The 15,195-nt window shown below is 40.6% G+C and carries 15 protein-coding genes and 1 tRNA gene; 15 read left to right on the top strand and 1 reads right to left on the bottom strand.

Translation table 11 applies throughout. The annotated features are described in order from the left end of the window. The first annotated feature begins 15 nt into the window (after positions 1-15). The 8 genes from ssuD (at position 16) to ACLGGR_RS04860 (ending at position 6,318) form a co-directional block, all read left to right on the top strand. Positions 16-1,158 carry an FMNH2-dependent alkanesulfonate monooxygenase gene (gene ssuD / locus ACLGGR_RS04895; protein ID WP_323647482.1) on the top strand — a complete coding sequence of 381 codons (1,143 nt, stop codon included), beginning with the start codon at positions 16-18 and terminating at the stop codon, positions 1,156-1,158. A gap of 536 nt (positions 1,159-1,694) precedes the next feature. Beyond that, positions 1,695-1,907: a hypothetical protein gene (locus ACLGGR_RS04890; protein ID WP_003211695.1), complete on the top strand. Its 213-nt coding sequence runs from the start codon at positions 1,695-1,697 to the stop codon at positions 1,905-1,907. Positions 1,908-2,022: 115 nt separating this feature from the next. Next, positions 2,023-2,769 carry an ABC transporter ATP-binding protein gene (locus ACLGGR_RS04885; RefSeq protein ID WP_142944355.1) on the top strand — a complete coding sequence of 249 codons (747 nt, stop codon included), beginning with the start codon at positions 2,023-2,025 and terminating at the stop codon, positions 2,767-2,769. Next, positions 2,747-4,213 carry a hypothetical protein gene (locus tag ACLGGR_RS04880; RefSeq protein ID WP_142944356.1) on the top strand — a complete coding sequence of 489 codons (1,467 nt, stop codon included), beginning with the start codon at positions 2,747-2,749 and terminating at the stop codon, positions 4,211-4,213. Before ACLGGR_RS04885 ends, ACLGGR_RS04880 begins: the two co-directional genes overlap by 23 nt. Further along, positions 4,197-5,102, top strand: a complete 906-nt coding sequence (locus ACLGGR_RS04875) for a PqqD family protein (RefSeq protein ID WP_410972591.1) — start codon at positions 4,197-4,199, stop codon at positions 5,100-5,102. The genes ACLGGR_RS04880 and ACLGGR_RS04875 overlap by 17 nt, the downstream gene beginning before the upstream one ends. Then, the gene (locus tag ACLGGR_RS04870; protein WP_251215759.1) at positions 5,099-5,380 is read left to right on the top strand and encodes a hypothetical protein; all 282 of its coding nucleotides are present in this window, start codon (positions 5,099-5,101) and stop codon (positions 5,378-5,380) included. Before ACLGGR_RS04875 ends, ACLGGR_RS04870 begins: the two co-directional genes overlap by 4 nt. Before the next feature lie 80 nt (positions 5,381-5,460). Beyond that, positions 5,461-6,117: a hypothetical protein gene (locus tag ACLGGR_RS04865; protein ID WP_410972590.1), complete on the top strand. Its 657-nt coding sequence runs from the start codon at positions 5,461-5,463 to the stop codon at positions 6,115-6,117. 127 nt (positions 6,118-6,244) lie between these two features. Then, a tRNA-Gly gene (locus tag ACLGGR_RS04860) sits at positions 6,245-6,318 on the top strand. Positions 6,319-6,416: 98 nt separating this feature from the next. Here the strand turns inward: ACLGGR_RS04860 and ACLGGR_RS04855 are convergent. Then, positions 6,417-7,013, bottom strand: a complete 597-nt coding sequence (locus ACLGGR_RS04855; RefSeq protein WP_251215757.1) for a hypothetical protein — start codon at positions 7,011-7,013, stop codon at positions 6,417-6,419. A gap of 83 nt (positions 7,014-7,096) precedes the next feature. On the opposite strand from ACLGGR_RS04855, the gene queG reads away from it, so the two are divergent. The 7 genes from queG to ACLGGR_RS04820 all read left to right on the top strand — a co-directional run bounded on the left by queG (position 7,097) and on the right by ACLGGR_RS04820 (position 15,180). Continuing rightward, positions 7,097-8,245: a tRNA epoxyqueuosine(34) reductase QueG gene (gene queG, locus ACLGGR_RS04850; RefSeq protein ID WP_041816180.1), complete on the top strand. Its 1,149-nt coding sequence runs from the start codon at positions 7,097-7,099 to the stop codon at positions 8,243-8,245. Between the two features lie 61 nt (positions 8,246-8,306). Then, the gene (locus ACLGGR_RS04845; protein WP_142944358.1) at positions 8,307-9,209 is read left to right on the top strand and encodes an amidase domain-containing protein; all 903 of its coding nucleotides are present in this window, start codon (positions 8,307-8,309) and stop codon (positions 9,207-9,209) included. A gap of 43 nt (positions 9,210-9,252) precedes the next feature. Beyond that, complete coding sequence (trmL, locus tag ACLGGR_RS04840) at positions 9,253-9,726, top strand: tRNA (uridine(34)/cytosine(34)/5-carboxymethylaminomethyluridine(34)-2'-O)-methyltransferase TrmL (protein WP_034282301.1); 474 nt, start codon at positions 9,253-9,255, stop codon at positions 9,724-9,726. Positions 9,727-9,898: 172 nt separating this feature from the next. Then, positions 9,899-10,606, top strand: coding sequence for a YrpD family protein (locus ACLGGR_RS04835; RefSeq protein ID WP_041109863.1), 708 nt, complete (start codon positions 9,899-9,901; stop codon positions 10,604-10,606). Positions 10,607-10,983: 377 nt separating this feature from the next. Then, the gene (locus ACLGGR_RS04830; protein ID WP_024425326.1) at positions 10,984-12,879 is read left to right on the top strand and encodes a PrkA family serine protein kinase; all 1,896 of its coding nucleotides are present in this window, start codon (positions 10,984-10,986) and stop codon (positions 12,877-12,879) included. A gap of 139 nt (positions 12,880-13,018) precedes the next feature. Next, positions 13,019-14,182 (top strand): sporulation protein YhbH, encoded by a 1,164-nt coding sequence (gene yhbH / locus ACLGGR_RS04825; RefSeq protein ID WP_034282299.1) that lies wholly within the window; start codon positions 13,019-13,021, stop codon positions 14,180-14,182. Between the two features lie 365 nt (positions 14,183-14,547). After that, positions 14,548-15,180: a biotin/lipoyl-containing protein gene (locus tag ACLGGR_RS04820; RefSeq protein WP_142944360.1), complete on the top strand. Its 633-nt coding sequence runs from the start codon at positions 14,548-14,550 to the stop codon at positions 15,178-15,180. Positions 15,181-15,195: the final 15 nt, after the last annotated feature.

Genomic DNA, 15,195 nt, shown 5'->3' with positions numbered 1-15,195 from the left:
ACAGGGGGCGATGTCATGAATATTTTATGGTTTATTCCAACGCATGGAGACGGCCGTTATTTAGGATCAGCGAAAGGGGCAAGACAGGCAGACTATCCATATTTTAAACAGATTGCTCAAGCAGCTGATCAGCTTGGTTATACAGGGGTTTTGCTGCCTACTGGGAGATCATGTGAAGATCCATGGCTGACGGCAGCTGCTTTAGCTGCTGAAACAACTCATTTAAAGTTCCTCGTGGCTCTTAGACCAGGGCTTATGCAGCCGTCTGTTGCTGCTAGAATGACTTCTACATTAGATCGTCTTTCAGGCGGGAGGCTGCTGATTAATGTGGTAGCAGGGGGAAGTAAAGAGGAGCTTGAAGGGGATGGGCTGTTCATTTCTCATGATGAACGCTATGAGGCAACAGAAGAGTTTTTGACGATTTGGAAGCGGTTATTGAAAGGAGAAAATGTAAAATTTCATGGCAAACATCTACAAGCAGAGAATGGCCGGCTGTTATTCCCTCCAGCTCAAACACCCCATCCACCAGTCTTTTTTGGCGGATCATCAGAAGCAGGAATTCAAGCAGCCGCCAAGCATACAGATGTTTATTTAACTTGGGGCGAACCGCCTGCACAAGTAAAAGAGAAAATTGCACAAGTGAAGAAACAGGCCGAAAAGGAAGGAAGAACGGTGAAGTTTGGCATTCGTCTTCATGTGATTGTGAGAGATACCGAAGAGGAGGCATGGCAGGCAGCGGAACATCTGATTCGTCATTTGGATCAAAAAACAATTGATGAGGCGCAAAAAGCTTTACAGGGGATGGACTCAGTAGGTCAAAGACGAATGGTCGAATTACACCAAGGGAGGAAAGACAAACTTGAAATCAGCCCAAATCTTTGGGCTGGCATTGGTTTAGTACGCGGCGGTGCAGGAACAGCACTCGTCGGAGATCCGCAAACAGTAGCAGATCGTATCATAGAATACCAGTCTCTAGGCATTGATACATTTATATTTTCTGGATACCCGCACCTAGAAGAAGCTTATTATTTAGCAGAGCTTGTTTTCCCGCTCCTTCCATTCAAGAGATCAGGGGATACAGGACTCTCTGTGCCAGCTGGTGAAATCATTGGGAACAATCATTTTCCAGATGCAGCCTCTGCTGCTAGTTCCTCATAAAAAAAGCAAAGCAGTCTGCGGTGGCTGCTTTGCTTTTTTTCATAGAAAGGGAACGAGTCATATGTTGTGTGCTGCTGAAAAAGGTAAGGGCTTTTTTCCCAATCGATTTTCTTGTATATACATATTTTTAGAGTCAAGAGAAGAAGGAAAATATGCTCACTCTTTTATCGGAATTATCAGTAAATATTTCATAAATGACGTTATTGCGACATATAATCAGGACTTTTATATCTGATATATCGGGGGAATTCTTGCTATCTCACAAAAAAGAAAGAATATATATCACAGATGATAAATATGAACTATTTCAAAAAAGGAAGAAAAAAGATGGTTCAATTGACATTATATGGGTTTTGTGGTTCTTATGGGGTGTCAAAATCTAGTAAATAAGAGAGGGTTTAAGCAGTTGAAAGTGAATAATTGAATAAAAAGTCACATTTTAATCAAATGTATGTTCGGTCAAAAATGGGATGTTCTGTAGATGTTTGGAGTGTGACGCCTATGATACGATCATCATAAGCTGGGAGGTGAAAAGTATGACTTATGCAGCGCCGCAAGTTGACTATTCCACTATGGAACCTGCTATTATGGACCAAGCTTGGTTCTTAGTATTTGTTGCTGTCCTTCTTGGATTGGGAGCAACAGTCGTTCTAGGAGCAGCAGTTTGGTGTTTAGCAAACGGCAAGGGTAGCTTTACAGGAGCCGTTCAGTGGGAAAGTGGCTTAAAAGTCCAAATTGAATGTAAGTAGCTATACTTAGGATTCATCTTTTTACTTCTTAGATAAGACACCAGGGCTAAACCGTCTGTGGCGGGCGGTTTAGCCTGATCTGTTTTTAAAGAATATGCAGACACTTGGAGGTTATATGTTTACGATCGAGAATTTAACCAAGACGTATAAAAATAACGTGACTGCTGTCAATGATTTTCATTTAAAGATCGATCCTCATCAAATCGTTGCTGTTGCTGGACCGAATGGTTCGGGTAAAACAACGATGATTAACTGTATACTCGGGATCATTAAGCATACAGAAGGAAGGATTCACTTGCAGAACGTCACAAATGATGAACCATCCTTTAAAAAACAAGTAGCCTATGTTCCAGATGACCTGCTGCTCCCTGAAGCATTGACTGGTGCTGAATATTTAGATTTTGTTTCTTCTATGTATGAATGTAAAACAATTCACAGAAGAAATCAACTAATTGAACTGTTTGATATGGACTCGGCCTTATCAAGACCGATCGAAACTTATTCACATGGGATGAAAAAAAAGACACAGCTGATTGCTGCATTTATGCTTGATAGTCAATTGGTGATCATGGATGAGCCCTTTAGAGGACTTGATATTGAAGCGGTTATAAACACAAAGAAACTGATGAAGCGGTATGCCGAGCACCATGGTGCGATCTTGCTTTCAACGCATGATATGCTTTCAGCGGAAGAGCTGTGCCACAAAATCGCCATTATTTCTAAAGGAAATAAAATGGATGAAGGAACAGTCTCAGCTTTAAAGGAGAAGTATCAATCAAGCACACTGGAACAGGTGTTTCTGAAAGCTTCAATGTTAAGTGATAGGGGTGCACATTTTGATGAAATCATTAATCATTTCTAAAATGATGCTTAAAATGTGGCAGCAGGAGATGTATAAGCTCTTTGATACTCAAACGAAGCGGATCATTGTGGTCTTATTCTTTTTGTTTGCCGTCACAATGGGAGCCATTATCGGATACAGCTTTACGGGTGTCTTTATGAAGGCTTTCTTAAATGGTGATGAACGTTCACTCGGATTACTCGTCGTGTCAATGGCGATCAATGCCTCCATTTTTACAAGCTTGTTATTCGTTTTGATCAAGGTCAGAACACCTGAACAAGACCGGTTTTCTATGCAGCTCAGCTGGTTCCCGCTCTCTACCTTTCAGAAAAGTTTTGGTTACTTCATTCCGATGGTGACAGTAGTGGCAGGGCTTGTTTTATTTTTTATCGGCATCCTGCTTTTACCTAATTTTATTGCCCAGGGAATCGGTATTTTCTTTATCTTCACTTTCTTTTTGATGGTGCTTTTGCAGTCGCTTTTTGTCTTAATGCTGCTGCAGTTTATTTACAATATCACTTATTTGCTCGTTCTGAAATTAAAATTACCGTTGCAAAAATTTGCAGCGATATTTGTTTTATTGGCACTGGTTGTCGCGTATGGATTGACGCACTTTGATATTAGCCAAATTCAGCAATCATATATACAGTTTGATTATCATTTGATGTATTTGACAGCTCCGTTTTTCCTAGCGGGACAAGGAATGTCTCCTGAAGGGGTAAATTATGCCGTTTTGATTCTGTTCATCCTTTTATCGGCAGGCGGTGCATTTCTTTCTCTTGCGATGATGCCAATTATGGCAGAGAAAAAAGCGTTAACCTTTTTACACAAACTGCCGTTCTCTTCTTCAAAGAAATGGTCGCTTATTGTGAAGGAAATGAAGTCACAGGTGCGAAATGAAGAAAATATTTTAAATTTTCTTATTCTCCTCATTGTGATCTTATTCGTCCGTTATCAGTTTGGGGTCCGATTTGAAGAAGAAGCATTTTTTGTTCTATGCGCTCTTGCTGGATTAACAGCCTTCAATTCGTTTGGCAATGATAAACGAATGCTGGGGATGTATAAAACATTTGGCCTGAGATCGTGGGAAGTGGCTTTGTATAAGTTTATCGGCCTTCTGCTCGTTGGTGTACTGCAAATTGTTTTATTCATGCTGACAACGCTGACGCTTCCTGATCAGATTTGGCACGCATTGATTGGTGCCGCTGTCTTATGCAATGCCACTGCGCTTTTTTATGTGGTAGGGATTTTACTTCCTCTTGATCGAAACAATCCCTACACAGGCATTTTTTCATTTGGAGCGCTTATTTTACTCATGATTCCGATTGTTTTTATTGGGAACTATGTTATAGGGGCGTCTAGTCAAACGCTTCAGTGGCTGCTTGTGGCTGCATTTGAGGGTCTGCTCATCTTTGCCATATACAAAGGTTTTTCATGGAGGTATTCACATGATTCAACTTCTTAACAATAAGCTAAAGATTGAGCGGGTACCGGCACTAGCGCCGTATGTGACCTTACAAAAGAGGCATCTCACGGATACGCAGTATGGAAGCACACTCCCGATCAATGAAAGTGCCTATTATATGTTAACGAAAGTGGACGGTAAAAGAACAGAAGCGAGTATTACCGCAGAGCTCGCCGATTTGTTTCAGGTCGATGAGTCGGTGATTGCTCGTGACTTTTATCAGCTGATGATGGGATTGAATCAGCATCACTTGCTGTCTATTCATTATCATTCACCATATCGGATTGTGACAGCCTGCTGCCAATTTTTCAAGCAGTATCAAGTCAAAATGAAGGAACGATTTGATTGTACTGGTCACTCGTTTCTTCACATTTTAGGGACGGCTTTGCTCATGGTGACGCGTAAAATCATCTTTTTCTGGATGCTTTTCATGTTCATGGCAGGGATCGCTTTTTTATTCATTCCCGATCCGTCGATTGCAGCCATTGCGATATATTTTACGATTATTTATTTCGGATTAATTACCGGAACTGCCTTACATGAGGCGGCACATGGCTATGCGCATCGAAAATTTGCGGGGCGAGATGGTCCCCAAGGCTTTTTTGCGAGTGATATGATGTCTGTGAAATTTGTAAGACCCGTATTAGATCCGTTTCAGAAAAAGCAGGTATGGATTACGCTGCTTGGACCGCTTGTTCCTGGTGTGATTGGTGCAGCAGGCATCATTGTGACCGTTCTATTTCTAAAAGAAAACCCGGTTTCGACAGGTTTTTTCATTTTTTCAATCACGTATTTTATTCAATTACTCTATCTTCTTCCGTTTATGGGGGATGGTAAGTCCATTATGAAGCAGCTATTGCTTGGGGGAATGGGAGGACAACGATCATGAACGTACAGGCGATGAAACAAGGCGCGATAGTTGGCAGTTTTCTAGGATTCTTAGGCTTTCCGATGCTGACAATCGGCGTACTGTTCTATCATTTATTTCAATCAAAAACGAATGATGCTTTATTATTTAACAGTCTCGCTTTTGAAATGGAAGGCTCGTCCGCATTTACTTTTCAGATCAAGCCAAACTTTTTTATTTATATGATTGTGATTTTTGCTGCGAGTTTTCTCATTGTGGCATTCCTATCAGCTATAAAACAGAAAAAAGCGAAAGGTTAGGAGAATTCTCCTAATCTTTTTTTGTATGATCAACCAAATTTTAGTATAATGAGAAATAAAAAACATCAAAGGGGATCACAATGTTTAAAAAATGGAGCATTCTTTTATTCGCTGTTTTTCTATTAGCAGGATGCGGCGAGAAGGCCGAAGAAACGACGACAACCGAGAAGACGGTGTCGACAATAAAAAAAGAGCCTGCCACTAAAAACCAAGTAACCATCGAACAAATGAAACTGACAAAAAGAGAAAAAAACTTACTAGAAGCAGCAACCACTAATGAAAAGGTCGCTCTGACACTGAAAGGATTAACGAAGAATGAAAAGAGTATTACGTTTATCGGGAGTCATTACAAAAATGGACGATTAGTGAATAAGGAAGCGTCATCTGCTACCTTTACTTTACACCAGGATGGAACCGACCAAAAAGTGAATGTACTTCTTCAATTACATCATAAGAAAGATACATATGAATCTCAATTTAGTATTTGGTCAGATAAAAAGAATGATGGGATGACGAAAGCAACATCAAGCTTCCCATTCAAAGTAAGTGACTATGTATTTTCTGCACAATCTGAAACTGTCAAAGTCTCATCTGGAGGCAAGGCTCTGATTGCGTATACAGCGGCAATGGGGAAAGACGGAGGTTCAACTATATTTGAAGAGATTGAGAAGAATCCAAAGCAAGCGCTGAAGAATCATTCACATGCCTACTTATTTTATATCCAGCTAGATAAATAACTATCGTAATATATACGGGGGATATGAAGTTTTTTGACGAAAAATCTTCATATTCTCTTGACGAATTGTTAAGAAAGTTGTAACATAATAAAAGTCAACGCGATGACGTTGCTTTTAAAAGATTGATGCGGGTGTAGTTTAGTGGTAAAACCTCAGCCTTCCAAGCTGATGTCGTGAGTTCGATTCTCATCACCCGCTCCAATACATAATTTTGTTTATAACGCAGTATTTCGTTTCTTAGATAAACGAAGTGTTGCGTTTTTTATTATGTCAGTATAATGTGAAAAAGCACTGTCAGGCTACAGTGCTTTTTCAATGAGTTCATATTTGCTTTCTCCGCCATGTATTTGTACAAACATCTTCGTCAAGGATTGAATAAGAGCTTCACTCTTTTCCCGGGAAATAGATGGCGGGAAAAGGATGATTTGAAGAATGTTCTTTGTGTCTTGAGAAATTTGTGCTTTACTTGCTTGAGAAAATAATCCATTCAGTCCTGCGCCGTCCTGCCATTCGATGTGCCCAGCCTCATGTTTTGCCAGTGAAAGCGGTCCTTTGATGCGATCGGCATCTAATGTCAGGATGGGTAAGAAATATTTTAGTGAGAAAAATATCGACAAATCCTGTACGGAATTGGTCGAGTCAATAAATTGTTCCTTTTGGATATCAGAAAGAAGTGGAAGGAAAGGAACGTCTTTTAAAAGATCCGTCCATTCTTTGATTACTGGTACTTCTTCTAAGGCTTTATCTTCGTATTCAAAAAATAAAGATTCTTGAAACAGGCGTAAGCGGCCTTTTAACATTTGAGGTGATGTACCCACTTCAATATGCGAATATTCAATCTGTCCAACATGGATAGACGGGTTTTGAGGATGAGAAATTTCCATATGTATCTTCACAGTGACTCACTCCAATCGGTCATGATACACTCGTATTATACTGAAAACAACAGAAGAAACAAAGAAAGGAGGTTTGCAAGGTGATTCATGTTGGAGAATTAAAAGAAGAATTGATTCAATATGCGAAAGAAATTGGTGTCGATAAAATTCGATTTGCAAGCGCCGATACATTTGATTCATTAAAGGACCGCCTCATCTTACATGAATCGTTAGGGTATTTGTCAGGCTTTGAAGAGCCTGATATTGAAAAACGGACAAACCCTTCTTTGCTGCTTCCGAAGGCCAAATCAATTGTTGCGATAGCGCTCGCGTATCCTTCCAAAATGAAAGATGCTCCTCGAAGTACTAAGGATGCGAGAAGGGGAATCTTTTGCCGGGCTTCATGGGGAACGGATTATCATGTCGTGCTGAAAAAAAAGCTTGATATGCTCGAAGAATTTTTGCGAAGCAAACATGTTGATATACGGACAAAATCAATGGTGGATACAGGAGAATTGTCTGATCGTGCTGTAGCAGAACGTGCTGGCATTGGTTTTAGTGCAAAGAACTGTATGATTATCACGCCAGAGTTTGGATCTTATGTGTATTTGGCTGAAATGATTACAAATGTCCCGTTTGAACCGGATGAGAAAATTGAAGACCAGTGCGGCACATGCAATAAATGTGTGGATTCGTGTCCAACGGGTGCGCTGGTGAATCCGGGGCAGCTCAATTCACAGCGGTGCATTTCATTTTTAACGCAGACAAAAGGATTTTTACCTGATGAGTTTCGTTCGAAAATAGGGAATCGATTGTATGGGTGTGATACGTGCCAAATCGTCTGCCCGATCAATAAAGGAAAAGACTTTCATCTGCATCCTGAAATGGAGCCGGACCCTGAAATTGCAAAGCCGCTGTTAAAGCCGCTTCTGACGATCAGCAATCGTGAATTTAAGGAAAAATACGGTCATGTTTCAGGTTCATGGCGGGGCAAAAAGCCCATTCAGCGGAATGCAATTTTGGCACTCGCTCATTTTAAAGATACTTCTGCTTTACCAGTGTTGATTGAGTTGATGCACAAGGACCCAAGACCGGTCATACGGGGAACGGCTGCTTGGGCAATTGGCAAAATTGGCGACGATCAGCAGCTCCCAGAGCTGGAAAAAGCCCTTGAGCGGGAAAGTGATGAAGAAGCGAAAGAGGAGATTGTGAAAGGGATTGAGCTTTTACAGACACCTTTAAATACTAAATAACATCCCTGTGAACATAGAATGAACCAAACAGAGCTTTTAAAAAATGTTTGGTGGTGTCTGTGTGAAACAATTATTAGAGAAAACTTTAGAAGACAGGCTGGCGTATTTAATCAATGACCGTGCAATCAAACAGCCGCAGCTTATGTCTGATGTGGAAGCAGTAGAGCGGAAAAAAGAGCTTTTTGCTAGAAGACAGGTTGAGATTGTGAAGGCGAAAGCAAAAACAAAACTTCTCGATTCAGCCATTCAAGATGATGGAGCTCAGCATGTGCAGTACCTTGCTCATCTCACTTATGTATGCAAGGATGTAGACGATTCTTTCTATTTAGAGGAACAGGTGGAAAAAAGAGAAGCGTTCCTTTATAACAACATGCTTGTTAAAGATCGGATAATGCTAGAAGAGCGGCAAAGAGAAGAGTCTATGGATGAGCGCTTTCAGACCGAAGAACAATTCGGCAGAGCCTTTCATTATGACCGGCGGGCAGCCGTTCAGTATGCGGAGACATACTGGAATAAGCGGAATCCAGCCTATAAAAATTTTGAAGATAACTGTACAAATTTTATTTCACAATGTTTGAAAGCAGGGAATGCGCCAACGAGAGGGTATCCGAATCGCGGGTCTGGCTGGTGGGTGCGCCCGCATACGTGGAGCTATAGCTGGACGGTGGCTCATTCGATGAAAAATTATTTAGCGAATTCAAAAGCGGGTTTGAGAGCAAAGAAACTCAAAGAAGCGCACGAGCTTCAAATTGGTGATGTCATTTGCTACGATTTTGAAGGTGATGGAAGGTATAATCATACAACTATTGTCGTTGATCATGACAAAGGCGGAATGCCTCTTGTGAATGCACAGACGTATGACTGCCGCATGCGTTATTGGTCATACGAGGATTCGACCGCTTATACACCTGCTATTCGTTATATGTTTTTTCACATTTTGGACGATGCTGCGAAGGATAGTTAGTGGTATAATGTTGAGCGGAAAAGAAAATTAGAGGTGAACTTTTTTGGGACTTCATGTCGTTTTATATCAACCAGAGATTCCAGCTAATACTGGAAATATTGCGCGAACATGTGCAGCAACAAATACAACCCTTCATCTGATTCGTCCGCTTGGTTTTTCGACAGATGACAAAATGCTGAAGCGTGCAGGACTCGATTATTGGAAATATGCCAATGTGGTCTATCATGATTCACTTGATGAATTGTTTGAGGCTCATCCGAAGGGACAATTTTTCTATATCACAAAATTTGGCCAAAAGCCGCATACGACATTTGATTACTCTCAGCTGGATGAAGACTATTTCTTCGTCTTTGGCAGAGAGACAAGTGGATTGCCAAAAGATTTGATTGAACAGAATATGGACCGTTGTCTTCGTTTACCGATGACAGAGCATGTTCGTTCTCTGAATCTGTCGAATACGGCAGCCATTCTTGTATATGAGGCACTTCGCCAGCAGCAATATCGCGATCTCATATAAGATCATGATAAAAGCCGAGATACTGATCTCGGCTTTTTTATGTGAGTTAAGAAACAGAAAGATGAAAAATATGACTTAATTATACTTTTTTTGACATGTTAAAAAATAGGTAGTATGATAGATTGTGATCACGTTTTCAAAAAATCATGAATCCATTAGGAGGAATAATGAGATGAAAAAGCTACTGATCACTAGTGCCATTAGCTCTGCAATTTTAATGGGGACGATTCCAGTCAGTATTCCAGGACTCTCTCAGACGCAGGAGATAGAAGCAGCGCAGTTATCAAAAGGGATTGGCGGGCGTACTTATATCAATAGTAACGGATCCATATTGGTCACAAAAATTCAGCTCCCTTCCACAATGAGTGTGTCAAATGGTACAGCTTATATTTATTCTGGATTCACAGGTTCAAAGGAAGCGGATATTGGTCTTCAATACAGTTCAACCTATAATGTGTGGAAACCTACGATGAAAGTAGGAGCAAATAATCAAGAGACATATATCGAAGGAAAAGATGACTTTACGTATACAAAGGGATTTAAACCTGGAAGTACTGTTCAAATGACGATTTATAAAAATTTGAATGGGCATACAAGAGCGACGTTCTGGGGCACAAATAATGTTGGTTATACCGGCCGCATTATTACAGAAATTCAAAACTCAAACATTGGCTCTGTGACCAAGTGGAAACTACTGTCGACGGTAGCAGTAACTGACGATATTTATCGAAAAGATATTCGGGCGAATTTCTCTACTCGTTTTACTGACATCACATTGGATAATCGTGCCGTTACACCTGTGGTTGATACGCAAGACTTTACGAAGGTTCAGGTGTCAGGGAATACAGTGAATATGCAAGTGCTGAAAACAACGAACTAAATGAAAAAAAGGATGTTCCGCAAATGGAACATCCTTTTTTTCATTTACCAGGCTTGCCTTCGTAGCCAGCAGTGAAAATGGATACTAAAAACGTAATGATGACGCCCATCATAATGACCGTTCTCATATAAGCTCCCCCTTATCCCTTTGTTCCGTTCGCTGCCTGTTTCATATGATGTGAAGTTCACCTTGAAAAGCAGGAGAAGAAAATCATTTTTCTCCTATTTTTCCTTTATTATGAAGGGTCTTGCGGATGGTTGTCAATTCAGTTTGCCAATTCGTCATTTTGAAGAACGAAAGCATGTAATAGGACGCCTCCGCATAGATTGTAAAACAGTATCTGATTTCTAGCTTCAATCTTGAAAGAGGAGGTTCATATGGATATTTTAAAGAAAATTGAACAGCACAGAGAAGAAGAGCAGCGTCTGAAATGGGAAGGCACATTCAGCGATTATTTAGACATTATTAAGGAAAATCCACTTGTCGCTCAATCTGCTCATTCTCGCGTTTATCATATGATTAAAGACAGCGGGATTGAAGAGGAGAATGGGGTCAGAACCTACAAATTTTTTGATCAGGAGCTGTTTGGGTTAGAGGAATCACTCGAAAGATTAGTAGAGGAATATTTTCACCCTGCTGCAAAGCGGCTGGATGTCAGGAAGCGTATTTTATTACTGATGGGACCAGTAAGCGGGGGGAAATCGACGCTTGTCACTAGATTGAAAAGAGGACTTGAAGAATATTCACTGACAGATCATGGCGCAGTTTATGCGATCAAAGGCTGCCCGATGCATGAAGATCCGCTTCATCTCATTCCGCAAAATCTGCGGGAGGATTTCTATAGAGAATATGGGATTCGTGTGCAGGGGAATTTGTCGCCTCTGAACATGATGAGACTGGAAGAGGAATATGGCGGCAGAATTGAGGATGTAAGGGTCGAGCGGATCTTTTTCTCAGAGGATAAACGGACCGGCATTGGTACCTTTAGTCCGTCTGATCCGAAATCTCAGGACATTGCCGATTTAACAGGAAGCATCGATTTTTCAACCATTGCTGAATTTGGATCAGAGTCAGATCCCCGTGCGTACCGCTTTGATGGAGAACTCAATAAAGCAAACCGAGGGATGATGGAGTTTCAGGAGATGTTAAAGTGTGATGAGAAATTTCTCTGGCACCTCCTGTCATTAACGCAGGAAGGAAATTTTAAGGCAGGAAGATTCGCCTTGATTAGTGCAGATGAATTGATCGTCGCCCATACGAATGAAACCGAGTACCGGTCGTTTATTTCAAATAAAAAGAACGAGGCTTTGCATTCAAGAATTATTGTGATGCCAATTCCTTATAACTTAAAGGTCACAGAAGAAGAACGCATTTATCATAAAATGATTTCAGAAAGTGATGTCTCAGATGTGCATATTGCTCCCCATACGCTGAAGGTAGCAGCGATGTTCTCCATTTTGACGAGACTGAAAGAACCGAAGCGGTCTGATATTGATCTGGTGAAAAAAATGCGTCTGTATGACGGAGAAAGTGTCGAAGGCTTCCAGTCAGTCGACATTGATGAGATGAAAAAGGAATTTCATGACGAAGGGATGAGCGGAATTGATCCGCGGTATGTAATCAACCGAATTTCATCCACCATCATTCGAAAGAATATGGAATCGATCAATGCACTGGATGTCCTTCGCTCCTTAAAAGAAGGGTTAGATCAGCATCCATCAATCTCCAGCGAGGACCGGGAGCGTTATTTGAATTTCATTTCAGTCGCGCGAAAAGAGTATGATGATATTGCGAAGAAGGAAGTGCAAAAGGCCTTTGTGTACTCCTATGAGGAGTCTGCGAAAACGCTGATGGATAATTACTTAGATAATGTCGAGGCATACTGCAATAAAAACAAGCTGCGTGATCCGTTAACGGGTGAAGAAATGAATCCTGATGAAAAACTCATGCGTTCAATTGAGGAGCAGATTGGTATTTCTGAAAACGCCAAAAAGGCATTTAGAGAAGAAATTCTGATTCGAATTTCGGCTTATGCGAGAAAGGGAAAACGATTTGATTATAATTCGCATGAGAGATTGCGAGAGGCCATTCAGAAGAAGCTGTTTGCTGATCTAAAAGATGTGGTGAAAATCACGACATCAACGAAGACACCGGATGAACAGCAGCTGAAGAAGGTCAATGAAGTAGTGGCTAGATTGATTGATGAGCATGGCTATAATTCAACAAGTGCAAATGAACTTTTAAAATATGTAGGCAGTCTTCTGAATCGTTAATAAATGAAGGAGGCATTATTGGCGCATCAGCACCGGTAATGTCTTTTTTAGAAATGATCGTCAACTTGGATGACGAGCAGCATAGGATAAAGGAATCGATGGCTAGAAGAATTGTGCAAATAGGTGAGGAGGGGGATGGATGTCCCGGCAAGAAAAAAGTCAGTTTATTGTGTCTCAGGAAGACTGGTCCCTCCATCGAAAAGGCTATGACGACCAGCAGCGTCATCAGAAAAAAGTCAAAGAGGCGATTAAAAACAATTTGCCGGATCTTGTCACAGAAGAAAGCATCATCATGTCGAATGGTAAAGATGTTGTAAAAATTCCGATCCGTTCATTAGATGAATATAAAATTCGGTATAACTATGACAAAAATAAGCATGTGGGTCAAGGCGATGGAGACAGTGAGGTTGGCGATGTTGTTGCACGCGACGGCTCAGACAGTAAGCAGGGCCAAGGAAAGGGGCAGGGCGCTGGAGATCAAGCTGGTGAGGATTATTACGAAGCAGAAGTCTCATTAATGGATCTCGAGGAAGCACTGTTTCGTGAACTGGAGCTGCCAAATCTCAAGCAAAAGGAGCTTGACGACATCATTGTCGAGCAAATTGAATTTAATGATATTCGCAAAACTGGGTTAACAGGAAATATCCACAAAAAACGAACGATGCTGTCGGCATTTAAACGAAATGCGATGACAGGCAGTCCTTCCTTTTATCCAATCTACCCAGAGGATATCAAGTATAAAACGTGGAATGAAGTGACCAAACCAGAGTCGAAAGCTGTCGTTTTGGCGATGATGGATACGAGCGGAAGTATGGGACTTTGGGAAAAATATATGGCGAGAAGTTTTTTCTTTTGGATGACACGTTTCTTACGGACAAAGTATGAGACGGTCGATATTGAATTTATTGCCCACCATACAGAGGCGAAGGTGGTAGACGAAGAACATTTCTTCTCACGGGGTGAGAGCGGGGGGACCATTTGCTCGTCTGTCTATCGAAAGGCACTAGAGCTCATAGACGAACGATACCCGCCGTCGCGATATAATATTTATCCTTTTCATTTTTCTGATGGTGACAATTTGACCTCAGACAACGCTCGGTGTGTGAAACTTGTTTCTGAGATCATGAAAAAAGCCAATTTATTCTGTTACGGTGAAGTGAATCAATACAACCGGCATTCTACATTAATGTCAGCATATAAGCATATTCAGGATGAGAAATTTAAGCATTATATTTTGAAGCAAAAATCAGACGTTTTTCTCGCACTAAAAAAATTTTTTCAGCAGGAAGAAGTTCATTCATAACGAGCACATTTGAAAAAACCTTTCAGCATAAGGGCTGAAAGGTTTTTTTGTGTGGAGAAGGAAAGGATCACCAGAAAAAAAGTAAAACTTTCTCTTTGACATTTCAATTTTCATTTATTAATATTTAATCTTGTTAAATATAAGTTTTTCAAAAAAGATGCCGATCGTCTTTTCTTCTTTTTCTGCTCTTTGCTCATAAGTGAACAATAAGGATAAATGGGCTGCACACCATGACTCGGGCGGGAGTAGATGAAGGGAAAAGGACAGATTGTTGAGCTTGTTTCATATTCTGTCAGATGATGGGCATTCTAAGTTTGCTAAAGCAGATGACACTATATTTTTATACATGAAAGGAGAAACAAAACATGAACAGAGGGCGTTTATTGCTAACGAACATTATTGGCCTTATTGTGATTCTTGCCATTATTGCCGGAGGTGCTTATTACTACTACGAAAGCACAAACTTTGTTAAAACAGATGAGGCAAAAGTGACAGGTGACATGTATCAAATTACAGCACCAGCAGCTGGACAAATCAAAGGCTGGGATATCAACGAAGGTGACGAAGTCGAAAAAGACAGCACAGTTGCAAAAGTTGAAGGACAAACAAAAACAAACATTAAAGCAGTGGCTGATGGCACATTAGTCAAAAAAGAAGTACAAAACAATCAACAAGTGCAGCCTGGTACAGTTCTTGGTGAAACAATTGATTTAAGCAAGCTTTACATCACAGCAAATATCAAAGAAACAGATATTAAAAACATTGAAAAAGGCGACAAAGTCGACATCGTTGTAGATGGTGATCCTGATACAACATTTGAAGGAAACATTGAACAAATTGGTTATGCGACAAACTCAACATTTAATATGCTGCCAGCAACAAATTCAAGTGGCAACTATACAAAAGTAACGCAAAAAGTAGCAGTGAAAATTTCAATTAAAAACCCATCAGACAAAGTACTTCCAGGTATGAATGCTACTGTCAAAATTTCATCTTAATGATGATTGATATCA

The organism is Bacillus sp. BD48 (genome assembly GCF_046566805.1).
GTDB classification, from domain to species: Bacteria; Bacillota; Bacilli; order Bacillales; family Bacillaceae; genus Bacillus; species Bacillus safensis.
The sequence above is the reverse complement of the archived record's forward strand: the minus strand, read 5'-3'. Positions and strand labels throughout refer to the sequence as shown.

What these genes read in the sequence shown, in the direction of transcription:
- ssuD (WP_323647482.1), top strand. Translation starts at nt 16, where the DNA reads ATGAATATTTTATGGTTTATTCCAACGCATGGAGACGGCCGTTATTTA.
- ACLGGR_RS04890 (WP_003211695.1), top strand. Translation starts at nt 1,695, where the DNA reads ATGACTTATGCAGCGCCGCAAGTTGACTATTCCACTATGGAACCTGCT.
- ACLGGR_RS04885 (WP_142944355.1), top strand. Translation starts at nt 2,023, where the DNA reads ATGTTTACGATCGAGAATTTAACCAAGACGTATAAAAATAACGTGACT.
- ACLGGR_RS04880 (WP_142944356.1), top strand. Translation starts at nt 2,747, where the DNA reads ATGAAATCATTAATCATTTCTAAAATGATGCTTAAAATGTGGCAGCAG.
- ACLGGR_RS04875 (WP_410972591.1), top strand. Translation starts at nt 4,197, where the DNA reads ATGATTCAACTTCTTAACAATAAGCTAAAGATTGAGCGGGTACCGGCA.
- ACLGGR_RS04870 (WP_251215759.1), top strand. Translation starts at nt 5,099, where the DNA reads ATGAACGTACAGGCGATGAAACAAGGCGCGATAGTTGGCAGTTTTCTA.
- ACLGGR_RS04865 (WP_410972590.1), top strand. Translation starts at nt 5,461, where the DNA reads ATGTTTAAAAAATGGAGCATTCTTTTATTCGCTGTTTTTCTATTAGCA.
- ACLGGR_RS04835 (WP_041109863.1), top strand. Translation starts at nt 9,899, where the DNA reads ATGAAAAAGCTACTGATCACTAGTGCCATTAGCTCTGCAATTTTAATG.
- ACLGGR_RS04830 (WP_024425326.1), top strand. Translation starts at nt 10,984, where the DNA reads ATGGATATTTTAAAGAAAATTGAACAGCACAGAGAAGAAGAGCAGCGT.
- yhbH (WP_034282299.1), top strand. Translation starts at nt 13,019, where the DNA reads ATGTCCCGGCAAGAAAAAAGTCAGTTTATTGTGTCTCAGGAAGACTGG.
- ACLGGR_RS04820 (WP_142944360.1), top strand. Translation starts at nt 14,548, where the DNA reads ATGAACAGAGGGCGTTTATTGCTAACGAACATTATTGGCCTTATTGTG.